This is a genomic window from Enterococcus sp. DIV0183 (assembly GCF_050541505.1).
Classification (GTDB): Bacteria; Bacillota; Bacilli; order Lactobacillales; family Enterococcaceae; genus Enterococcus; species Enterococcus faecalis.
In genome coordinates this window covers 1,281,673-1,305,573 of record NZ_CP172932.1, presented here as the reverse complement: position 1 = coordinate 1,305,573, position 23,901 = coordinate 1,281,673, and the positions used below count along the sequence as shown (strand labels likewise).

Sequence of the window (23,901 nt, the reverse complement as noted above, 5' to 3'; positions counted from 1 at the left end):
TTTAAGCTTCCTCGCCTTCTGTTGTTTCAGACATTGGGTTCGTTTCTTGATAACGATCAAAAAATAGATCCATTGGTAGTTCTTCTTCTAATTCATCTTCCATTTGTTGGATATCTGGTAATTCATCTAAACTTTTCAACCCAAAGTAATCCATAAAATACTTCGTTGTGCCATACAAAATTGCTCTACCAGGACCATCTACGCGGCCTTTTTCTTCTATCAACTGACGGGCAACTAACTTTTGGATAGAGCCAGAAGTCTGTACGCCACGAATTTCATCAATTTCAATACGCGAAATTGGTTGCTTATAAGCAATAATGGATAATGTTTCTAGCGCCGCTTGTGATAAGGCGTTCGACATAGGCGATTGCGCATATTTTTTTAGTAATGAGGCATATTTTTTCTTAGTTGTTAAGACAAAATGATTGCCGACTTCTAAAATATTTAACGCCGATTTATTGTCAGAAGCATAATGTTCTTTCAATTTCGTTAATTCTTCATAGGTTTTTGCTGTTGACTTCTCTAATAAGTACGCCAGCTCTTCCAAGCCAATTCCTTCTTCGCCAACCACAAATAAAATTGCTTCAATTTGACTAACTAATGTCACTGTGTTTCCTCCACCTCTGTTGTATCTTCCTGCTGGGTTTCTGTATTAAATAACAAAATTTCACTATAATTATTTTCTTGTTCAGCATAAATCACGCCCGTTTTCATTAATTCTAAAAGAGCCATGAACGTTGTCACAATTTCTTGTTTGGAATAAGAATCGAAGAAAGAATCAAACGACACTGCCTTCCCTTTCTGTACTTGACGCATACGTTCTGAAATAGCGGAGATTTTTTCTTCGATGGAAACATCGTCACTGGCAACAGTTGTTTCAACAGGCTGGCGATTTTTTTTCTTTTCTAACATGGCATGAAAGGCTAGAAATAAATCAATTGTATTAATTTGATTAGGCGGTAGTGTTGTATCTTCCTCTTTATAATCATCCATATCCATTGGTTCTTTTGTATAATAGAGTTTACGTTCTTCTTCTTTTTCGTGTAAAACAGTCGCTGCATATTTAAATTTCCGATACTCCAATAACTGAGCTACTAAAGCTTCCCGTGGGTCTTCCTCTTCAAAAAAATCTTCATCATCAATGATTTCAAGCTCTTGTTTTGGAAGCAACATCTGACTTTTAATAGCCATTAAGGTGGCAGCCATGACTAGATATTCTCCAGCGACTTCTAACTCTAAGGTTTGCATCGCATGAATATAAGACATGTATTGTTCAGTTACTGCTGTAATGGGAATGTCATAGATATCGATTTCTAATTTTTGAATTAAATGTAGTAGAAGATCCAGTGGTCCTTCAAAGACATCTAGTTTTAAATTAATTTCTTGCAAAAACGACACCTACTTTCTTTTCTCGACTTCCTAGTTTACCATAAATTTATTCGTTTGTGGGCATTCTCGCAAATTAAGCCCGAGGAAAATGTTCCTTATAAACATCTGCCATTCGTTGTTTGGTAATATGTGTATAAATTTGTGTCGTGGAGATATCTGCATGTCCTAATAATTCTTGCACGATTCTAAGGTCTGCGCCATTTTCCAACAAATGTGTCGCAAAGCTATGCCGTAATGTATGCGGCGTAATATTTTTCTCTATCCGGGCTTCTCGGACAATCTGTTTTAAATTTTTCCAAATGCCCTGTCTAGATAACGGTTCGCCATGATGATTAACGAACAGGTGTGTTTCATTCGGATGGTTTTTAATCAATTGAGGTCTGGCTTCGTTCATATAGCGCTCAATCCATTGAATCGCATAATCGCCTAAAGGAATAATTCGTTCTTTGTCCCCTTTTCCGATTGTTTGCAATAAACCAATGGATAAATGCAGATCCCCTAATTTTATTTCAATTAGCTCACTAACTCGCAGGCCCGTTGCATACATCACTTCTAAAATAGCACGATTCCGCATACCTAGTGGTTTACTTGTATCAGGCGTTTCAATTAATCGAGTCACTTCGTCAACAGATAATGTACTTGGCAATTTTTGAACTTTCTTGGGGGAGTCAATATGTTGCATCGGATTATGTTCGCTTAAGCGTTCTTGACGTAAAAATTGATGAAATCCTCTCAAACTAGAAATCATCCGAATCACACTTGCTGAAGCTTGCTGTTCTTCGTGAAGGGATTGCAAAAATTCTGTAATCATGTAACGGTCAACTTCGTCCCAAGAATGCAGGCCTTGTTCTTGTAAAAAGGCTACGTATTTTTTTAAATCTCGTTCGTAACTCCGTCGTGTGTTATTTGATAAGCCCCGCTCTATTTGTAAATAGTGTAAATAATCGACTAATTGTTCTTCCATTATCCTTCCCTCATTTCTAGTACTATCCTATCAGATTATGCCCTAGATTGCATGGGTAAATTCCAACTTATTAAAAAAAATCAACTGACAACAAAAGACTTGTTCACTAAGTCGTTAACTTAAGAACAAGTCTTTTGTTGTTGCTACTATTAGTAAAGAATAAATTTGTTATTTTATATATTTATCTAGAAAAGCAGCTACTGTTTCCTTATATTTTTCTGGGTTTTTATTATAAGCTTTCGCATGCTCTGCTCCAGGCACGACATATTTCTCTTTAGGTCCTTGGGTTGCATTATAAACTTCGTCTAACATACTAAACGGCACAAACGTATCATTTTCACCATGAATAAAGAGCATTGGTAAATGATTCTTTTGCAATTGCTTAACAGCACTTGCTTCCCCAAAGAAATAGCCAGCTCTAAGTTTCGTAATCCCGCTAGTAACATTAACTAATGGGAAACTTGGTAAATTGAAAAGCTCTTTCAATTGATATTGCAACTCCTGATTGACTGTAGAATAGCCACAATCTTCCACAATGGCTTTCACGTTATCTGGTAATTTTTCCCCGCTCGTCATCATGACTGTAGCAGCACCCATACTGACACCGTATAAAGTGATTTGTTCTTGCTGACCATTTTCGGTTAAAACTTTCTCAATCCATTGGACATAATCTTTACGATCGGGCCAGCCGAACCCAATATAATCTCCTTGACTTTTCCCGTGACCACGCGCATCTGGCGCTAACACATTGTAGCCCCAATCATGATACATTTTCGCAAAGACAGACATCGTTTCTGCCGAACCCATATAACCATGCGCCATAATAACGGTACGATTACTTTTTTTGTCGGCTGGTAAATAAATGGCCTTTAGACGTAGCCCATCTTCCGAAGTAATTGACCATTCTTGTCGATTTTTGTCATCTTTAAACCACGCGCCTTCAGGTGTCTGGACCACTTTTGACCCTGGGGTATTCTCATTTATAAAGTCTTTCTTTCCTGGAACTACTGCATAATTATAAAAATATAAGCCTGCCGCAATTAAACCAATTGCAATTACTACAATAAGCGCAATCAAAATTTTTAACCATCGATTCATCTACGTACTCCTTTTATTTAAACTGTATGATTCATTATAAGTTGTCGCCCTTTTTTTGACAACCACCATTCAAAGATTCAACCATCTTTCTTTACCACTACAATGAGACAATTTTGTTGCGACAAAAAAAGCATAGCACAAAAATATTACCTTTTACGCTATGCTCCACTTATCTATTTATAGGAAACTAAAAATTATTTATTTTCAATAAGTTTAAAACTTGACCATGGTTTCAAAAATTCTAATAAGAAACGTTCGTCATCAGAAATACGACCAACCACATTTACACGGCCATCATTTTTCATTTCTTTTAAAGCAATTTGTGTTTCCCCTTTGTATTGTCCATAGCCAACGTTGTCAATCAAGACATCGCCTCGAACAATATCTCTCGTTGTATGAGCTGGGAAAGGACGATCTTTATAGTAAACACGTGTCATTGTTGAACGCAAAACGTAATCAGAACGATCTCCACGATAACTGTGTAAGTTATCGAACAATGCAATTCTTTCATCTTCCGTGATTTCTGGTTCTGTATCCACTTTGATCGAAGGATACGGTGCATGAAAGGCTTCTGCCATTGCTGCTAATTCTGCTTCTGAGGCATAAGCATTTCCGACAGAAATATCATTGATTAATCCTGTTAAAACTAAATGCTTAACTTGCGTTGCAATTTCTAAATCGCGGTGGTCTTCCAAAGAACATAACCCATCTTGTGTCGGCCATGGCCCAAATGTAGCATCGTGTGAGTTCACAAACGCCATCGTATTTAAATTATATTTTCTAAATTTTTCTGAACAATAAACAAAATGATCATAGCCTAAGCCTGTATAACGATGTGGATAGAAATTATGTGAACCTAGTAAATTTTCTGTGTTTGGTGAGTAGGCCATAATATTATCTACATAACTTGTCCCTGAACTCATATTAATTTCAATTTTAATGCCATAAGGGTTTCTTGTCATATTCGCCTCTTCTTGCCCAGTAAAACCAAGATCTAAACGAATACCGTAAGCGCCCATATCATGGAAAAATGATAAATCATCATAAGAGATGCCTAATTGTTCGAACAATGCAGGATTAATATCGACCATCACTTCCATACCTAATTGGTTGGCGTAATCTACGACTTTTTTAAACTCTGCTAATACCTTTTCCCGATCATCATTGATTTGCAATAAACTAGTAAAGACACGCTTAAAGCCGTATTTATGAGCCAAATCCAAATATGCTTTGTCCTTTTCAAATGTTGAACGTTCTGGATAAATTGAAATACCTAATTTTCCCATGTGATTGCCTCCTAAATTGTAAAACATAATAATGTATCTGCTTACATTGTAACAAAAAAAACAAAAGTGGTCTACACCTTTCCTATAGGAAATCTTATAAAAATTCCACTGGTTTGTTATCTTCTCTTTTGTTATGATAAAAAAGAACCTAATTGTCAGTGTGAAAGGAAGAGGAAAACAGATGAAACATAAGAAAATGCTTGCTGTTGCTTCAGTTGCAGCATTCACCTTGCTTTTAGCAGGCTGTAACACAACCAATAATAAAGGCACGACCGCAACGAGTGATTCTGTCGCTAAATCCAGTGAAAGCAAAACAAAGTATTCGGTCGACTTAAATTCACTAGATTTACCACAACTAGATGACAAAGTTGCCGAAGATCAAGACTTAGTCCAAATGGTTACTTCAATGGGAAATATTGAAATCAAACTATTTCCTAAACAGGCTCCAAAAACTGTCGAGAACTTTATGAAACATGCCAAAGATGGCTATTATGATGGCTTGACTTTCCACCGCGTCATCAATAACTTTATGATCCAAGGTGGCGATCCTAGCGGTGATGGAACTGGCGGAAACAGCATCTGGAATAAACCATTTGAAGATGAATTTTCAAACCAGTTATATAACATTCGTGGCGCGTTATCAATGGCGAATGCAGGACCTAATACTAACGGCAGTCAGTTCTTTATTGTCCAAAATACAGATGATCAATCTGATGGTCTTTTATATGATGATTATCCAAAAGCAATCATTGATGCTTACAAAAAAGGCGGCTATCCTTCTCTTGATAAAAAACATACTGTTTTCGGTCAAGTAACCAAAGGAATGGATATTGTCGATAAAATTGCCAAAGTCGAAGTTGGTGCCAACGATAAACCAAAAACTGATGTTAAAATTGAAAAAATCAATATTCTTCAAGAAGCAAAAAAATAACAAAAAGTCAGAACGTACGCTGAAGATACGTTCTGACTTTTTGTTATTTTTGAATCGCTTGTAATGCCTTTTCTGGTACTTGGTCTTGATTGACCTCTTCATACGTATTGATGTGGGCCCCTTTATTTGAGACTTTTAGATAATGATCTGTTTTTAATTCATGGTCCGCTGTGAAAGTTATTTCTCGCGTTTTGCCTTCCTCATCTGCGGCTACTTGCGTATAACTAGCAATTCCATAGCCATTAACGCTATCGGCTTTCTTTGTTTTAACATACACATTTCCTTCTTTAACCAATGGATTTAATTGATCTAACACACCAGCTAATTCGCCAGAGTTCTTCTCTGCGTAAAACTTGGCCCCAAATAAACCACCACCAATAACAATTGCTGTCACCACTAAAAATTTAATAAATTTCATCACATAAATCCTCCCGAGTAATTATTCTCTGTTACTTCTTCCAAAGTATAGCAAGTTTTAAACAATCCTTCCTCGGGCGCAACGACCAGTTTTTCCTCAGACTTATGTCGTATTTTTGTTATTTTGAATAAATAACAAAACACTACTCTTCTATCAATAATTGACTTAATAATTGAATTTCTTGATTCTTAGTTAAGTCAATTGTTTTCATTGTAACCGCTGTGGCTAAACCTAAATAGATTACCACCATTTTAGGAAATAATTCGACAAATTTTCCTTTGTCCATTTGTACATATTTTTTATCCAATAATAAACGCTCTTCAAAAAAAGTTTGAAGCATTTGCTGCAATTCTTCTTCATAACCATGTGCTTTCATAAATAACGCCGTATAGATTTTTTGATGTTTTTGGGCAAATAATATAAAGTTCAGACCCAATGCAATCACTGGGTCTGAGGCACCGACATCTGCTTTATAAAATAATTGCATACGATGAAATAACGATTTAATTAAGGTTCGTTTTAAATCGTCCATGTTGACAAATTCTAAATAAATTGGCTGCGTAGAAATCCCCATAGCATCTGCAATATTTCTAGCAGTTAAATTAGAAAAACCTTTATCTACTAAAATTTTTTCAGCTACGTTTAAGATTTTTTCCTTTGTATATACCTTCGTTCTAACCATTTTCATACCCCTTTTCTCTTTTAGTTAACAATAACTTTATTATGTTCACACAAAAGAAAACCATTTTCATTATATATATAATATTTTACACTTTTTTATGCGTTTCTTTTCTCAAAATTTTCTATACATTTCGAAAAAATTGAGAATTTTCATCACCTATAAACAAATAGGTCCAGAACAAAAGGTCATCACCTTTTGTTCTGGACACTAAACGGCTGCACTCTTTATTCTTCTATTTGTTTGCCTTGTTCTTTGGCAAGCTCATTTTTATCATAAGCTACAAAGAACGGATAGTAAATCAAGATGGCCACTAGAATTAAAACAATATTCAAAACAGCAGCACGCCAATCGCCGCCTGTCGCCATAAAGGCGCCAATTGGTCCTGGTAAGGTCCAAGGAGCGGTAAAGACAACTTCACTTACTAAACCTAATTTTGTGGCAAACCAAGCAATCGTTGCTAAAACCATTGGTGCAAAGATAAAAGGAATCATTAAAATCGGATTTAAGACAATCGGTACACCGAAAATAACTGGCTCATTAATATTAAAAATAGACGGTGCTAAAATAGCTTTTCCTAGTTTTGAACCATATTCTGATTTTGCCCGGAAGGCTAATAATATAGCTAAACCAATTGTGGCTCCAGCACCACCAATCCAAATAAACCATTGGTAAAAAGGTTCTGCCGCAATCCGAGGTAATGCTTCGCCAGCTGCTTTAGCAGTCGTGTTTTCCTCTAATAGTTGTAGCCATAGAGGACGCGCCAACGATCCTACGATTGAAGCGCCGTGAATCCCAAAGAACCAGAAAAATGTGGTTAAAAAGACCAACAGCAAGACACTCAATAAAGAGTCCGCTGCTTGAACTAGTGGTCCTACTAAGTTCCCTACAAATGTGTGCCAATCAAAGCCTAAATAATAAGTGATTGAACCAATCAATAACATGACAATTAACGTCGGAGTCAACGATTCAAATGAACGAGCAACAGCAGGTGGAACGTTATCAGGCATTGTAATTTTGAACTTAGACTTATCTGTCACTCGATAGATTTCGACAGCAATAATTGACGTCACAATCCCGACAAACATCCCTGCACCACCCAAATTAGCCATTGGTAAAACAAACCCAGAAACGCCAGCTGCTTTACTGGCTTCTTCAGGAATCGCTACAGGTACTAATGTTAATAAAAAAGCAATCGTAGCCAAAATCCCTCCAGAGACTTGATCAAGATTATATGATTTCGCTAAACTAGCGCCAATGCCAAAAGTCGCATATAACGCCATAATGTACATTGTCATTCGGTAAGGCAATAAGATTGTAGCAGCATTACTTGTTAAAAATTGAGTAATGCCCCAAGATTCTGGTAACGGCGGAAACGCAATAATTAGAAAAAAAGAACCGACAATAATTAAAGGTAATGTCGCAATAATCCCATCCCGCACCGCACGTAAATGGCGCTGATTGGCAATTTTAGCCATTGGTCCAGCTAGATGATTTTCAATCCAAACAGTCAGTTTATCTAACATAAATAACACTCTCCTCTGTTTTTCTCTTAAAAAATAACTCCTTTAATCAGCCATAAATAAGAGATAAGCTCTAATAAAATAAGAGAAATTAAAAACAACCAAATAAAACGCTTACAAAAACCTGTTTTCGTTTCAATAAAATAATGACTATACGCTAATGCAAAAGCAATCCCCACAGGCAAAAAAATCATGGCACCAATATTAAACGGCAGACTGAAAGTCCATAATAAAACACTCGGCAACAGGACACCACATAAGAACCCCATACTAAAAAGAAAACCGGCACTTTTAACTGAAAACTTAGGAACCATTGCTTGATTGTTTTCCATTTCAATTTCGCTCCTTTCGTTTGTTATTTTGTTACATTTAAAATTATAAGCTATTAAAAATATTATTTCAATCTATTCGCTAATTTAATACTAATTTTAAAATAAAAAACCAGTTCACTGAGTGAACTGGTTTTATGCTTATTCGACAAATTCAAATTCAAAATTACCAATCCGAACAATGTCGCCATCTTTCGCGCCACGTGCTCGTAATGCCTCATCGACACCCATACCACGTAATTGACGTGCAAAACGCATTACTGTTTCATCATGATCGAAATTCGTCATTTCAAATAATTTTTCTAATTTTTCGCCAGATAAAACCCATGAAGCATCTGGTTCACGATCAATCGTAAATTCTGGACCTTCTGGTTGGAAGCCATAACGAACGGTTTCTTCCTCTACCACTTCATCTTCATATAATGGGAATTCAGGCGTTACTTCCAACAAGTCAGCTGTTGCATTTAATAAAGGTTCAATACCTTTACGAGTAACCCCAGAGATTGGGAAAATAGGTAGCTCATCAGCATACTCATCTGTGCGTTCCTTCGCAAGTTGCTCTTTAAATTTTGCTAAATTCTCTTCTGCTTCAGGCATGTCCATTTTATTGGCAACAATAATTTGAGGTCGCTCCATCAAACGTAAATTGTGTGAAGCCAATTCTTTATTGATTGCCAAATAATCTTCATAAGGATCGCGCCCTTCCATGCCACTCATATCAATGACATGTAAAATAACACGCGTCCGTTCAATGTGGCGTAAGAACTGTGTTCCTAAGCCGACACCTTGAGAAGCTCCTTCAATTAAGCCTGGCAAATCTGCTGCAGCGAAGCTTCGACCGTCACTAGTAGTCACCATCCCTAAGTTTGGAACTAACGTCGTAAAATGATAGGCACCAATTTTCGGACGAGCGGACGAGATAACAGAGAGTAACGTTGATTTCCCTACAGAAGGAAACCCAACTAAGCCAACATCTGCTAAGACTTTTAATTCTAATTCGATTTTACGTTCTTGACCCGGTTCGCCGTTTTCGGCAATTTCTGGTGCAGGATTTCTTGGGGAAGCAAAGCGAATATTCCCGCGACCACCGCGTCCGCCTTTTGCTACTACTAAGGTCTGACCATTCTCAATTAAATCCCCAATTAAGGCTCCAGTTTCTGCATCACGAACTGTTGTACCTGGTGGAACTTTGACAAGTAAATCTTCTGAACCACGACCGTGCATTCCTTTACTCATACCATTTTCTCCAGGTGTCGCCTTAAAATGACGATTAAACCGGAAATCCATTAATGTGCGTAATCCTTCTTCAACAACTAAAACAACGTCGCCACCGCGACCGCCATCACCACCAGCGGGACCCCCGTCTGGTACATATTTTTCTCTACGGAAAGCAACCATTCCGTCGCCGCCTTTACCAGCTTTGACATCAATCGTCACTTGATCTAAAAACATGGACATATAATTTGTCCTCCTATTCTACTTCTACTATCTTTAATCACCTCAAAAAGCGTGATTCGAAAGTCTTTATTATTGTATCGGGAAAACAACCGTTTGTCTAGCAATTCTAGTTAGTTATCGTTGGAAAAAGCAAAATTTCTCATGAATCTTTCGCTTTCTTTTTGTCGCTTCGCTATCAGTCTTTTGACAAAAAAATTTTAGAGGTTCATACTATAGATAGTTGAAGAAAATCACTTTTTCAGCAAGGGTACAAAGAAACATAAACATCTAAAGGAGGAATTTTTGTTATGACAGTCAAAGTAGGAATTAACGGTTTTGGAAGAATTGGTCGTTTAGCCTTTCGCCGAATAAAAGAAGTTTCTGATGATATTGAAGTTGTGGCAATCAATGATTTGACTAGCCCAACAATGTTGGCTCACTTATTACAATTTGACTCTACGCATGGCACCTATCCTGGCACCGTGACAGCCACTGAAAATGGCATTGTTGTTGATGGCGAAGAAACCCGTGTCTACGCAGAACCAGATGCAAGTAAAATCCCTTGGGTTAAAGAAAACGGAGTAGACATTGTCCTTGAATGTACAGGTTTTTATACCTCTGAAGAAAAAGCACAAGCTCATTTAGATGCAGGTGTGAAACGTGTGGTTATCTCTGCTCCTGCAGGCGCAATGAAAACAATCGTTTATAACGTCAATGATGATACACTTGATGCCAACGATAAAATCATTTCTGCCGGCTCATGTACGACAAACTGTCTAGCACCGATGGCTTACTTTTTAAATAATGAATTTGGTATTGAAGTTGGTACCATGACAACTGTTCATGCCTACACATCAACACAAATGCTATTAGATGGCCCTGTTCGTGGCGGAAATCTTCGTGCGGCACGCTCTGCTGCAGACAATACTATTCCCCATTCAACTGGTGCTGCTAAAGCAATTGGCTTAGTTATTCCAGAACTTAATGGAAAATTACAAGGCCATGCCCAACGTGTTCCCGTTGTGGATGGATCCTTAACAGAATTAGTTAGCATTTTAAAAACAAAAGTAACAGCTGATCAAGTAAATGAAGCAATGAAAAAACACACCATTGATAACCCTTCTTTCGGTTATGATGATCGTGAAATTGTTTCTGGAGACATAATCGGCACGACAGAAGGTTCGATTTTTGACCCAACGCAAACAGAAGTAACGACAGCTGGCGATTTCCAATTAGTGAAAACTGTGGCTTGGTATGACAATGAATATGGTTTTACTTGCCAAATGATTCGCTTATTGGAAAAATTCGCTAATTTATAATTCCAATGAATAAAAAACTGCCTTGCATAAATTAATGCAAGGCAGTTTTTTTAATGTTTACTTTGACAACTTTGACAAATACCATGAAAAGTTAAGCGATGATCTTTGACTAAAAAATGATACCGACTTTCAACAATTTGCTCTACTTCACCAAGCAAGTCTTCTTCCACTTCCTCAATTGTGCCACATTCTAAGCATAACAAATGGTGGTGAAAGTGTTTGGCGCCTTCTTTTCTTAAATCATAGCGAGCTAAACCATCGTTAAAGCTCACTTTATCAACGACTTTTAAGTCTGTTAAAATTTCTAGCGTTCGATAGACTGTTGCTAGACCAATTTCCGGACTTTTTTGTTTTACCAAGAAGTAAATTTCTTCTGCTGATAAATGATCTTTTTCATTTTCCAATAATACAAGTACGGTTGCTTCCCGTTGTGGTGTTAATTTAAAGCCTGATTCATGCAATTGTTTTTTTGTCTTTTTTAAAGCAGCAGTCGAATCCATTATTACAGCTCCTTGTTTAGAATGATTATAAATTAAGAAACTTAATTTATCAATCAAATTAAAATAATTATAAAAGAAATAACTGTAATTTGCAAGATATTCTCAATTAGCTACCTTAATTTTTTTCTTTTGATTGTTCCAACGAGCCAATTAGAATTGTTTTACCATCTTCTTGTTTAATTAATTTTTGTTTCATTAAATGGCCTAAGGCGCGTTTAAATTGAGCTTTACTAATGCCAAAGGTTTGTTTAATTTCATCAGGACTTGATTTATCGGTGAAAGGAATTTGGTGATCGTTTGCTCTTTCTAAGAAAGTTAGAATCATTAACGCATCATCGCTGATTACTTCATGACTTCTTGGTTTTAATGAAAGATTCAATACGCCGTCCGGCCGCACGCCAATCACACGCCCCACTACTTTTTCACCTAAACGTGGTTCCTGGAATCGTTCAGAAGGATGGATAAATCCAATATATAAATCATCAGTTAAAATATACGTTCCTGCAAGTTTCAGACGATACACATGCCCGGTTAAGTTTTGGTTTTGCATTTCAGCATTCCCGCGTTTTGCCATGGCTTTAAAGACTTTTTCATCTGCTAATTCGCCCCAAATGCGGTCTTTACTGTCCACTTTTAAAGTAACCATTACTCGGTCTTCTTTTTTAGGCCAAAGTTCCCGCATGGTTGGTAATTCATCCAACGAAATAACAACATCTTTATCTGGTAAGCCAACATCCACAAAAACACCTAAATCACGTCTCGTTCCTGTGACAGTACCAAAGCCATAGCTACCAATGCGCACAGTAGGAATTGTAGTTGTCAGTGCTGGCTCTTGTTTTTGATTTAAATAACCAAAGCCTTCTACAGCCTCCCCTATAGCATGCGTACCTTCTTCTTTTTTTAAACGGAATGTGATGCCATTTTTTTGAACAAAATAAAATTGTTCATTTTCATCGACCACAATGCCGGTAAATGTTGTTGCTAGTAATTCTCTCATTTATCATTAACTCCTCAAGGAAAATCAATCGAACAAAAGATTTCTGCTTTTGTTCGATTGTTTCTATTTTCTTTTATTGCCCTGCATTACGAGAAGCGTTCCCTTTGAACCAACCTGTTTTAGCATTGATTGTAACTAAATACATGTGAACATTTTTCTCTGTAGTGCCTTCTAATAATTTTGATTGATTGTTTGTTGCATAAAGATTGTAGTAACCTTCGCCATTCACAATTTTGGCAGGTTCTAAAGAATATCCGCCAGGAACCACATAGCCACGAGCAATCACTGTGTCTAAGACTTTTTCTTTCACACCTGGTGCCCATGTCCACGCTGGATTGCTACTATCAGCGATATCAGCAGCATCTGGCGCATAAAGCGGACTAGTGTAAACCCCGTCACTGTTCGGCGCCGTGTAGCCATTCGCTTCTGTTTTTGCTGTTTCTTCCTTCTTAGCGTTCTCTTTTTTCGCGGCAGCAGCTTGTTTTGCTTGTTCTTCTGCTTGTTTTGCTTGCTCTGCGGCAGCTTGTTCTTCTGCAATTCTTTTCTGTTCTTCTTCAACCTTGGTTAACGCTTGGTCAGCTGTCGTGACTTGTTTGACCAGTTCTTTTTTCAGCTTATCACTTGTTACTTTATCTACTTCTGCCTTAGCAGCTTGATACGTGTCTCGATTCAGCTGATTGGTAGTTTTTCCATCTTTATAAATGACCTCAACCGCTTTTTTAGCTTTTTGTAATTGGTTGTATTGTTGGTTCGCTTGATCGATTGCTTGGTTCATCAATTGGTCAAATGGATCATTTCCTGTTAATTTCTTTACGGAAATTGGTTGATCAGCAGCTAGAATCGCCGGTTTCAACTCATTGCCATTGACAATCGGCGCCTCAAATAATTGGTTGATTTGTTGAATGGTTTGTTGCTTCTCTTTCAATGTTTGAATTTGTTTATTTAATTGAGAATACTCTTCTGAATCTTTAATTTCCGCGACTTGTTTTGAGAGTTTTTCTGGACTAACAGTCACCATATCGGGTTTAATAAAAACTTGCTCCTTCGTGGTATAAAAGGCTGCTAGTTCATCTTTCAGCGTATCTGTTTTCTTGGTTAGTGCCGCCGCCTCTTGCGCGGCAGCTTTTTGCGTTTGATCATGATACGCCCAAGCACTACCTCCAGCTAATAAAACAACCGCAAGCGCAACGAAAACTACTTTTTTTGATGGTTTCTTCGGAGCAGGCGCTGGTTGAGCATTCCCAGTTTCATTCATCGGTGGTATCACACCTGAATCTGAAACTTTTTCCTCGGTTGCATCAGCTTCACTCGGTGCTTCTAGCGACGCTGCACTTGTTAACCCTTCTTCAGAATCTGAAATGGATTCAGTTGGTGTTTCGGCTTGGGTTAATACTGCCTCACCGCTGTTTTCTAACTCTTGGGTCTCTGCTGTTTCTTCTGATGGATTTTCAGACATTTCTGTATCTGCTCGATGCGCTTGAATATAAGCTTGCAAAGTTTCGTTTGGTGTTACATCTTGATCTTCTATCGGTGGTTGTGAAAAAATTTCTTCTTCAGAAGTAGTAGAGATAACTTCAGTTCCTGAAATCTCTGTTAAAGCTTCCTCTTCTGACTTCACCGTCTTAGATACCTCAGCTGTTTCTGCTTCAACAGTAGTTGTTTCTTCCGTTGTTTCCTCTAAATTAACTGCTTCGTCCGTTGCTAGTTTTTCTTCTGTTGAATGAGTAGGCGTCTCTTCTGTCGCTGGTGTCGACTCCTCCACCGAATCATGAGTCTCCTCACTAGCCCCTTCTTGAAGCGATGTTTCTAGACCAGAAACATGCTCTGAATCAGAGACTATTAAGTTATCTTCTGTTGACTCTTCTTTTTTGTCATCATTACTTTCTTCTTCTGGTGATTCGCCAAACAGTTCCATCACATGGCCTAAGCTCATATCTTTTAACTCAGACCATTCAATATTCTCATTTAATTGATCTTCGTGTTGTTCATTTTCCTGTGTTTCAAAATCTATATTTGTTGAAGTCGTTTCCGCTTCTTCTTTATCAACTGTTGTGTCAGTTAGTGAATAGCCACATGTTGGGCAGGTCGTTAATTCTGCATCGAATTCGTTCCCGCACTTCGGACATTTTTTTGTCATTCTTCCGCCTCACATTCTGCTAATATTCCATTACTTCTAATTTACCACAACTTGCGCCTTCTTCCAATAACTAGCAATGACATTTAGAGACTTTTTAAAAATCAAAAGCGGCTCTTCTCGCATGCACGAAAAGAGCCGCTAAACGGTATGTTTATTCTAAAAAGTCTTTTAATTGTTTTGAACGAGAAGGATGTCTTAGTTTTCTTAACGCTTTTGCTTCAATTTGACGAATACGTTCGCGAGTGACACCGAAAACTTTTCCGACTTCTTCTAGCGTACGTGTCCGACCATCATCTAAACCAAAACGTAAACGTAAAACATTTTCTTCACGGTCTGTTAAAGTATCCAGAACATCTTCTAGTTGTTCTTTTAACAATTCGTAAGCTGCATGTTCAGCAGGACTGGTAGCATCTTGGTCTTCAATGAAATCACCTAAATGTGAATCATCTTCTTCACCAATTGGTGTTTCTAAAGAGACTGGCTCTTGTGCGATTTTTAGGATTTCACGAACTTTTTCTGTTGGTAAATCCATTTCCGCACCAATTTCTTCTGGCGTTGGTTCTCTACCTAAATCTTGCAATAGTTGGCGTTGAATCCGAATCAATTTATTGATTGTTTCAACCATGTGAACAGGAATTCGAATCGTTCTAGCTTGGTCCGCAATTGCCCGCGTAATTGCTTGACGAATCCACCAAGTAGCATACGTAGAGAATTTGAATCCTTTACGGTAATCAAATTTTTCAACAGCTTTCATTAAGCCCATATTACCTTCTTGAATTAAATCCAAGAATTGCATACCACGACCTACATATCGTTTGGCAATTGAAACAACCAAACGTAAGTTAGCTTCTGCTAAACGTTGTTTTGCTTCTTGATCGCCTTCTTCAATTTTAAGTGCCAATTCAACTTCTTCTGCGGCAGTTAATAATTGAACGCGCCCAATTTCTTTTAGGTACATACGCACGGGATCATTAATTTTAACACCTGTTGGCGCAGATAAGTCTTCTGCTTGGGCCTTTTCCGCTTCTTTTTCATCTTTTTTCAAGCTATGTTCACTTGGGTCTCCATTTTCATCGACCACGCTGATACCAGCATCTTCAACTTTTTGGATCAATTTTTCCATAGCTTCTGCATCCAAAGTATACGGTGTGGCTAATTGATTCGCTAAATCATCATAAACCACTGTTCCTTTAGGCTTGTTTTCTTTGATAAATGCTGCCACTGCAGCTTCATATTTTTTACTTGTTTCTTTTTCCATGAAAGAAGGCCCCCTTCATTTTTCGGTTCACGCTTGAAATAACTGATAAATCACTGGGACTTATCAAAATAAAATGAACAAAACGCTTAGTTCTATTCATTATATTGCTTAAGTAAATGTTCGTTGAGCTTTAAGCTGTCGAGCCAATTGGATAATCTCCATTGTTAATTCGGCTTCAAGCTGTTGGTTGCCCACTCGTTTTGCTTCTTGCTGTTGAATCTTTTTCTGCTCAATTGCCTCTGCAATACTTGATAAGGCAATTACATGTAATAAATCGGCAACTTCTCGCTCAGAGCTTTCTTCTGATAAATTCTGATACGCAATTTCAATTGCTAATTGTTTGGTTTGATTATCTTGCAAGAAATTAATAAAATCGGCAATGTCGAAACTTTGATGCAGTGTCGCATAACTTTCTAGCAAGAAATATAATTCTTGGTATTCATCATGAGCGAATGAAAAATCTGGCAATTGTTGAATGGTTTGCCGTACTCCTTGTTCATTCATTAAACGAAATAATAAAGAACGTTCTGCTTTTTGAACTTGGGTTAACGGTAACTTGTTCTGGACGTGATTCTCTTCAAAAACAGGTTCTTCCATTGGTGGTGGCATCATTTCATCTTGATAAAATTGTTGCCTTTCTTGTCGTTGGACTGAACGTTGCTCTTGCTTCAATTGATTGAATTGCTCTTCCAAACTATGAACAGAAAGTTGAAATTCCTGAGCAATTTGGTTTAAATAACGATCACGTTCCAAGGGAGATTGAACATTGGTTAACTCCCGTAACAATTCGTTCACATAATCCAATTGTTCTTTTTCGTTATTCATGTTTCTAGTTAACCGATGATAGTTCATTTTAAAACTAAAAACTGTTTCTCGGCCATGATTGGCTAAATTTTGAAAAGCTTCTGCGCCATATTTCCGCACATATTCATCAGGATCCAGCTTTTCAGGGATGCTGACAATACTCAAGTCAAAATGACTGTTTTCTTGCAATAATTGAATCGCACGGTTTGTGGCTTGAACACCGGCATTATCGCCATCGTAACAAATAACTACTTCCTTAGCGACCCGTTCCAAACGCCGAATTTGTTCATTGGTCAAACTAGTCCCCATTGAAGCCACCCCACTTTTTACGCCTGATTGCCAAGCAGCGATAACATCCATGAATCCTTCAAAAAGCAAGACTGTATTTTCTTTACGAATTTCTTTTCTGGCTTTATCAAAGTTAAACAGCGTTTCTCGCTTATTAAAAAGTGTTGTTTCAGGACTATTCAAGTATTTAGGCATCTCATCCCCTGGAAAATCAGCTGTTTTTAACAAGCGACCAGAAAAGGCGATGACATTGCCTTGGGGATCATTAATTGGAAACATGATTCGTTGATAGAAACGATCCAAAAACGTACCGTTATCTCTTTGGACAAACAGCCCAGAAGGCTCAAAAAGCGTTTCATCCAATTGTTCATTTTTAAAAACTTGACTTAAGAAATCACGTTTTTGCGGCGCAAATCCAATTTGAAAGGTCTCAATTAGTTCTTGTGTTAACCCCCGCTCTAATAAATAGTTTAATGCGGGTTCGCCAATTTTAGTATTCACTAAAATATGATGGTAAAGTTCTGCGGCTTTACTATGCAGTTGTAACAAACTCCGTCTTTGTTGGTTTTCTGGGGTATCCGCTACTTCACGCGGCTCTGACCAATCAAAGTCCACAGATAAATGTTCCAAATCTGCAACACGTTTCACGGATTCTGGAAAACTAATGCCTTCAATTTCTTGCAAGAAATTAAAAACAGTTCCACCTTTCCCGCAGCCAAAACAGTGAAAAATTTGTTTGTCTTCTGCTACTGAAAATGAAGGGGAACGTTCTTCGTGAAACGGACATAAACCCATATAATTTTTACCGGATTTTTTTAACTGGACATACTGCCCAATAATATCTACTATATTCGTTCGGTGACGAACTTCCTCAATGACTTCCTGAGGAATGCGTTGTGCCATTGTCCTCACCTCCTAAGAATAGCATTGTGCTAACTCATGTGATTGACCGTTTAAAAAACGCACTGTCATTTCAGTGCGAATTCCAATGGACACATTTACACATGATTTATTGTATCACATAATCTCTGTTTTTCAAGTATCTTGTTTCAACTCAACAAAAAAAGAAAGTATCTAGGACAAAAGTCATCCTGACTCCTGCCCCAGACACTAACTCTTAAAATAATCAATTAAACATCAAACTTGCTCCGACTCCCTTCAAGATTTAAAGAAGAACTGCATTTCTGGAGACGAATGCTTTTAACTCAACCTCTGTTTTTTATAAATCTTTAATTGTTTTTCCAGCACGTTTCATTTGTACGAAACCAATTGCTACACGCACCACAATATTAATGGCCATCATAATAAAGAAGAGACCCATTGTTTGCGAAGTTAAGAAACCAATTTCTAAAATGTTGTGGAATAACATAGCTGCTACATAAATACCAATAATGGTACTGAAAACCAAGAAAATGCGTAATGGATTTAAAGGCAGACATGCTCGAACAACAGCCATACAGCTAATTCCAACTAATAAATAATACATTAACGTCGTGGTGTCTAAAGAAGAAAATCCTTGATTTTGTCCAATCAGATAAACAGCAATGATATTCACTACAACTAAAAGCGCATTAACAGACGCATTTTTCAAAGCCGTTGGTAAAAACTTCCCGACAACTTTTCGTTTGTCCCCTTCGAAAGATAAGAAGAAAGCAGGATACCCTTCAATTGCTAAATCAATCAAGGTCACTTGAATCGGAATGAACGGGAACGCAATGGCTGTTAAGGCACAAATGATTGAGAGAATAAACGAATAAATCGTTTTAATGAAGAAAACGCTGGAAACTCGAGTTACATTATTTACCACACGCCGTCCTTCAAACAAGACATCTGGTAACGTTGTAAAATCAGAATCTAGCAAAACTAGATTAGAAATTTGCCGAGTAGCGCCATCTCCTTCTGCCATAGCGATACTACAATCCGCTTCTCGTAACGCTAAAACATCGTTGACCCCATCGCCGGTCATCGCCACCACATGCTCTGTGTCTTTCAACTCACGTACAATGGTTCGTTTTTGCTGAGGCGATACACGTCCGAACACTGTGTATTGCTGAACCGCTTCACGCACTTCTGCTTCTGTCGTTTTGGTCGACAAATCAATATAAGACTCATAACCGGGTAGCCCAGCACGACGAGCAATATTTGAAACAGTCACCGGATTATCACCAGAAATTACTTTTAAGTCGATTCCTTCTTTTTTTAGATAAGCCAGTGTTTCTTTGGCATTTTGGCGAATTGGATCATCAATTTCTAGAATTGCTAATGGCTCTAAATAAGGCATTTTGGTTTCGTTTAACGGTTGTTGCTCCGCAATAGCTAACATCAAGACGCGATAACCATTCTCTTGTGCTGTAAAAACAGCTTCTGGCAACCGACTATCGTCTACCAAACGCTCAGGAGCTCCTAAATAAACTGTCCCAATTTCTGGAAATTCAATAGCCCCCCATTTTCGTTCAGAAGAAAAAGCCAAGACTTCTTTTGCGCCAAATCGATTGGATACTTCATAATGATCACGAATTGCTTGCATTGTAATATTATTATCCGTACTTTCAGATAGGTAGCTTCCGATAATCTGCGGGAAAAGTTCTTCATATTTGTCATGCAAGATAATCGCCTTTTGCACTTTCATTTTACCTTCTGTAATCGTTCCAGTTTTATCTAAACACAAAGTGTCCACATGGGCCAATGTTTCAATTGAGTACATATCTTGTACTAGAATACGTTTTTTGGCTAACTTAATGACACCTGTTGTCAGCGCAATACTAATTAATAGTACTAATCCTTTTGGTAACATCCCTAACAAAGCTGCTGCAGAAGCAACAACAGATGTTTTGATGCCAGCATCTCTTAACCAAAAAGCTTCAACAAATAAAATAATCCCTAGAGGAATAATCACCCAACTTGTAAATTTAGAGACTTTACGAATCGAATTGACTAACTCTGATTGAATTGGTTTATGCACTTTGGCTTCTTGGGTGATTTTCACAGCATAGTTTTCGGCACCAACGTGGATAACACGGGCATAGGCTTGTCCGCTAACAATGAAACTTCCAGAAAGCAAGGTATCGCCGATTTCCTTTTCAATTAAATCTGATTCACCTGTTAACAACGCTTCATTCGCTTCGACTTTACCGTCAATAACTTCCATATCAGAAGGAACTTGTTCCCCTGCAGAGATAATAACAATATCTTCCATAACTAGTTCTTTTGTATCAATTTCTTGTTGTACGCCATTTCGAACAACATGAACATTTTCTTTTGCCACAATAGATAATTTTTGAACTAAATTACGGGCATGAATTTCTTGGAAAATCCCGATTGACATGTTCACAATAATAATCGCTAAGAAAGCCAGATTGGAATACGCTCCGACAAATAGTAAACAAACAGCGATTGCAAAGTTTAAAAAGTTGAATAACGTCATGACGTTATCAAAAATAATATCTTTTGTAGATTTCGCTACATTTTCCTCATAATTATTTTGAAGGCCTAACTCTTTCTGCTTGGCAACTTCTTCTGTACTTAACCCTTTTTTCAGGTCGACTTTATTCAACATCCAGCTCTTTCCCTACCTTTTCAATTAATCAGTTACATCCCTTCTAGTTTACTTGCATTTTCATGAAACTGCAAGAAAAGCCTAAAAAATTCCTGTAAGTTGAAAGAATTCTTTAGACTTTTCTCGTTTTAATTTAACTTTTCAATAAACCAACGATTCATTTTGACAATTTCCGCATAGAACATATTGCCACCATTTTGATAAAGGTAACCACCATTGTAAACTAACGCTTGCCAACGATAATAACGATATTTCGTATTTTGGTCATTCCCTAGCAACGGTGAAAGGACTTCTCTTGAATATTCTTCTGCTAACTCTGTCGTGTGTTTCCCGCCGCGTTCTTTAACAAACTGAATATAATCCAGTCCATAATTATATGCTTGTACGCCTGTCCACTCATCACAGCCAGCTTCTTTTGCTTTCGCTAACGCTTCCGCGAGAAATTTGACGCCATGTGCGATACTTTCTTCTGGTGTTTCAATCACTTCTTGTTGTCCATAAACACTTTCACTGCTCTGCATAATATCGCCAGATTTCCCTTTAGATTCTGTATAGATAATCGCTAAAGCTAATGTTTTGTATTCAGGTATTTTATTTTTTTTGACTTCTGCTTCTACTTGTTTTTCAAAGGTCATTACCGTTTCAACATTTTGATGTATTTTATAGCCAAGATAGCCAAGACCAGCAACTAAACCAACAAACAAAAGTAGCATGATTTTATAAATTATTTTTCTTACTCTACGCATCGAATCATCCAAACTTTTTCTTTTAAGATACGTTCTATGTTACTTGAAATAACTGAAAAAAGCGAAGTTTTTGTTACTTCTTTAGTTTTATTTAATAAAAGTAACTTTTTTGTGAACAAACCGTAACTTCGCAAGATTGAACGTTTTCACCTAGAATAGAATAACAAGTAATTTTATCGAATTTCATCAAAAAAAGGGCTGCCTTGCGGCTAGCCCTTTTTTACTTTTATTTTACGGTAACATTTCCGATTACATCATTCATTGAAGTCGTTTGACCTGCTTTTTGTAAATCGTATTGAGCAACGATATCTTGATTTGTGAAAACAACAATTAAATCTGATTTTTTGCCAGCTTGTTCTAATGCGGCTAAATCAATGGTTGCAATTTTATCGCCTTGTTTTACAACTTGGCCTTCTTCAACATGTAATGTAAATGGTCCACCTTGTAACTCAACAGTATCTAGACCCATGTGTAATAATACTTCAATGCCTGAATCTGTTTGGATACCTAACGCATGTTTTGTTGGGAAAATGCTAGTAATTTTACCAGCAACGGGTGTTGAAACTTCGCCGTCTGTTGGTACGACAGCAAAACCGTCACCCATCATTTTTGCTGAGAAAACATCATCTGGTACTTCAGAAATAGGAATAACTTTCCCATTCGCTACAGAATATAATTCAGTTTCTTTTGTTGAAACTGGTGCTTTTTCTTCAACAACTGGTTTAGAAACAGGTGTTTCTTTGGCTGGTGTTGCTGGCGCTTGGTGGTTATATAATCGTTGCATTTCGTCAGCAACAAATTGTACTTCCGTACCAACGATCACTTGGATATTGGTGTCATCAATGACTTTCACACCTGGAACCCCAGTTGCTTTAATTTTTGCTTGATCCACTTTGCCTGTATCTTTCACTGTTAAGCGTAAACGAGTTGTACAGTTATCAATAGAAGTTACATTAGCATCAGCGCCTAAACCATCATAAATACGACGAGCTAGAGAAGCGAATTTGTTGTCGCCGTCTGCAACATCTGGTGTTTCTTCGCCATCGCCTTCTTCGCGTCCTGGTGTCATTAAGTTAAACTTAGTGATTGCAAAACGGAAACCGAAGTAGTAAATTGCCGCAAAGACAAGTCCTTGAACCACCAACATCATTGGGTGATTTGCGACTGGGTTTTTCAAACTTAAGAAGAAGTCTACAAAACCTGCACTAAAGGCAAAGCCAGCTGTCCAATGCATAAACGCAGCGAATGCTAAAGAAATACCTGTAAAGACTGCATGTAAAACATATAAAGGCCAAGCAACGAACATAAATGAGAATTCTAAAGGTTCAGTAACGCCTGTAAAGAAAGCCGCAAAACCAGCAGCTAACATTAATGAAGCTGTAACTTTTTTCTTCTCAGGACGCGCACATTGATAAATAGCAAACGCGCCTGCTGGTAAACCAAACATCATTACTGGGAAGAAACCAGCTTGATACATCCCTGTTTGTCCTACAATTGCTTTACCAGTATCTAACGCTTGTTGACCAGCTAAAAAGTTCCCAATATCATTGATACCAGCAACATCAAACCAGAAAACAGAATTCAAGGCATGGTGTAAGCCTGTTGGAATTAATAGTCGGTTAAAGAAACCATACAAGCCAGCTCCTACGAAACCTAAGCTAGATATTCCTTTACCAAAAGCAACTAATCCGTTATAAACAACTGGCCAGAAGAAGAATAAGACAGCTGAGATTGCTAACATCGAAATAGCTGACATAATAGGAACTAAACGTTTTCCACTAAAGAATGATAAAGCCATTGGCAATTTCACACCAGAGAAACGATTATACATTGCCGCAGCAACTAAACCAGCGACAATCCCGACAAAGACATTGTTGTCCATGCTGTTGAAGGCTGGGTTTACTTCAGCAATATCCTTGAAGCCTTTAATGGCTTGGATAGAAGCAGGCGCTAAAACAGTTTTTGGCACTAAATAAGCGACTAAACCAGCTAATGCTGCCGATCCATCTTTATCTTTTGACATTCCTAACGCTAAACCAACCGCAAATAATAATGCTAAGTTGTTTAAGATAGCCAAACCACCATTCATTAGAAAAGTTGTGGCTGGACTAGCGCCGATTGTTCCCACGATCCAGTTGGCAATACCAACTAATAAAGAAGCCGCCGGTAATACAGCAACTGGTAACATTAACGAACGTCCCATTCTTTGCATATACGCTTTCATTATACGTAACTCCTCACA

At 37.7% G+C, this 23,901-nt stretch carries 20 protein-coding genes; 2 read left to right on the top strand and 18 right to left on the bottom strand.

Annotated features, from left to right (window positions below; all coding sequences use genetic code 11):
- Position 1: 1 nt before the first annotated feature.
- The 5 genes from scpB to IGK72_RS06435 all read right to left on the bottom strand — a co-directional run bounded on the left by scpB (position 2) and on the right by IGK72_RS06435 (position 4,737).
- On the bottom strand, positions 2–607 hold the full coding sequence (gene scpB, locus IGK72_RS06455) for an SMC-Scp complex subunit ScpB (protein WP_002357625.1): 606 nt from the start codon (positions 605–607) through the stop codon (positions 2–4).
- Positions 604–1,398 (bottom strand): segregation/condensation protein A, encoded by a 795-nt coding sequence (locus tag IGK72_RS06450; RefSeq protein WP_002420210.1) that lies wholly within the window; start codon positions 1,396–1,398, stop codon positions 604–606. The genes scpB and IGK72_RS06450 overlap by 4 nt, the downstream gene beginning before the upstream one ends.
- Before the next feature lie 64 nt (positions 1,399–1,462).
- The gene (gene xerD / locus IGK72_RS06445; protein ID WP_002357627.1) at positions 1,463–2,353 is read right to left on the bottom strand and encodes a site-specific tyrosine recombinase XerD; all 891 of its coding nucleotides are present in this window, start codon (positions 2,351–2,353) and stop codon (positions 1,463–1,465) included.
- A 168-nt stretch (positions 2,354–2,521) separates the two neighbouring features.
- Positions 2,522–3,451, bottom strand: coding sequence for an alpha/beta hydrolase (locus IGK72_RS06440; protein ID WP_002357629.1), 930 nt, complete (start codon positions 3,449–3,451; stop codon positions 2,522–2,524).
- A 194-nt stretch (positions 3,452–3,645) separates the two neighbouring features.
- Complete coding sequence (locus IGK72_RS06435; protein WP_070415845.1) at positions 3,646–4,737, bottom strand: DUF871 domain-containing protein; 1,092 nt, start codon at positions 4,735–4,737, stop codon at positions 3,646–3,648.
- Between the two features lie 181 nt (positions 4,738–4,918).
- Between IGK72_RS06435 and IGK72_RS06430 the strand changes: the two genes are divergently transcribed.
- The gene (locus IGK72_RS06430; RefSeq protein ID WP_070415846.1) at positions 4,919–5,668 is read left to right on the top strand and encodes a peptidylprolyl isomerase; all 750 of its coding nucleotides are present in this window, start codon (positions 4,919–4,921) and stop codon (positions 5,666–5,668) included.
- Positions 5,669–5,711: 43 nt separating this feature from the next.
- On the opposite strand, the gene IGK72_RS06425 is transcribed toward IGK72_RS06430, so the two are convergent.
- The 5 genes from IGK72_RS06425 to obgE form a co-directional block, all read right to left on the bottom strand.
- A complete protein-coding gene (locus IGK72_RS06425) occupies positions 5,712–6,086 on the bottom strand; it encodes a YxeA family protein (protein WP_002357632.1) in 375 nt (124 codons plus the stop codon).
- 142 nt (positions 6,087–6,228) lie between these two features.
- A complete protein-coding gene (locus IGK72_RS06420) occupies positions 6,229–6,774 on the bottom strand; it encodes a TetR/AcrR family transcriptional regulator (RefSeq protein ID WP_002365644.1) in 546 nt (181 codons plus the stop codon).
- A gap of 218 nt (positions 6,775–6,992) precedes the next feature.
- Entirely contained in the window at positions 6,993–8,291 is a 1,299-nt protein-coding gene (locus IGK72_RS06415; RefSeq protein WP_002363934.1) for a PTS sugar transporter subunit IIC, read from the bottom strand.
- A gap of 26 nt (positions 8,292–8,317) precedes the next feature.
- Complete coding sequence (locus tag IGK72_RS06410) at positions 8,318–8,620, bottom strand: hypothetical protein (RefSeq protein WP_002374891.1); 303 nt, start codon at positions 8,618–8,620, stop codon at positions 8,318–8,320.
- A 138-nt stretch (positions 8,621–8,758) separates the two neighbouring features.
- Positions 8,759–10,075 (bottom strand): GTPase ObgE, encoded by a 1,317-nt coding sequence (obgE, locus tag IGK72_RS06405; RefSeq protein WP_002384537.1) that lies wholly within the window; start codon positions 10,073–10,075, stop codon positions 8,759–8,761.
- Between the two features lie 287 nt (positions 10,076–10,362).
- Between obgE and gap the strand changes: the two genes are divergently transcribed.
- Positions 10,363–11,373, top strand: coding sequence for a type I glyceraldehyde-3-phosphate dehydrogenase (gap, locus tag IGK72_RS06400; protein WP_002357638.1), 1,011 nt, complete (start codon positions 10,363–10,365; stop codon positions 11,371–11,373).
- 50 nt (positions 11,374–11,423) lie between these two features.
- On the opposite strand, the gene IGK72_RS06395 is transcribed toward gap, so the two are convergent.
- From IGK72_RS06395 to nagE, 8 genes are all read right to left on the bottom strand, one after another.
- A complete protein-coding gene (locus IGK72_RS06395; protein ID WP_002357640.1) occupies positions 11,424–11,873 on the bottom strand; it encodes a Fur family transcriptional regulator in 450 nt (149 codons plus the stop codon).
- 115 nt (positions 11,874–11,988) lie between these two features.
- On the bottom strand, positions 11,989–12,870 hold the full coding sequence (locus IGK72_RS06390) for a CvfB family protein (RefSeq protein WP_002361792.1): 882 nt from the start codon (positions 12,868–12,870) through the stop codon (positions 11,989–11,991).
- 73 nt (positions 12,871–12,943) lie between these two features.
- Positions 12,944–15,007 carry a cell division site-positioning protein MapZ family protein gene (locus tag IGK72_RS06385; RefSeq protein ID WP_010717599.1) on the bottom strand — a complete coding sequence of 688 codons (2,064 nt, stop codon included), beginning with the start codon at positions 15,005–15,007 and terminating at the stop codon, positions 12,944–12,946.
- A gap of 151 nt (positions 15,008–15,158) precedes the next feature.
- A complete protein-coding gene (gene rpoD, locus IGK72_RS06380; protein WP_002360364.1) occupies positions 15,159–16,265 on the bottom strand; it encodes an RNA polymerase sigma factor RpoD in 1,107 nt (368 codons plus the stop codon).
- Positions 16,266–16,373: 108 nt separating this feature from the next.
- Positions 16,374–18,260 carry a DNA primase gene (dnaG, locus tag IGK72_RS06375; protein ID WP_002363929.1) on the bottom strand — a complete coding sequence of 629 codons (1,887 nt, stop codon included), beginning with the start codon at positions 18,258–18,260 and terminating at the stop codon, positions 16,374–16,376.
- 316 nt (positions 18,261–18,576) lie between these two features.
- Positions 18,577–20,913, bottom strand: a complete 2,337-nt coding sequence (locus IGK72_RS06370) for a cation-translocating P-type ATPase (RefSeq protein WP_023895093.1) — start codon at positions 20,911–20,913, stop codon at positions 18,577–18,579.
- Between the two features lie 128 nt (positions 20,914–21,041).
- Entirely contained in the window at positions 21,042–21,659 is a 618-nt protein-coding gene (locus tag IGK72_RS06365; protein ID WP_002357646.1) for a lysozyme family protein, read from the bottom strand.
- 226 nt (positions 21,660–21,885) lie between these two features.
- Positions 21,886–23,883, bottom strand: coding sequence for an N-acetylglucosamine-specific PTS transporter subunit IIBC (gene nagE / locus IGK72_RS06360; RefSeq protein ID WP_002363927.1), 1,998 nt, complete (start codon positions 23,881–23,883; stop codon positions 21,886–21,888).
- Positions 23,884–23,901: the final 18 nt, after the last annotated feature.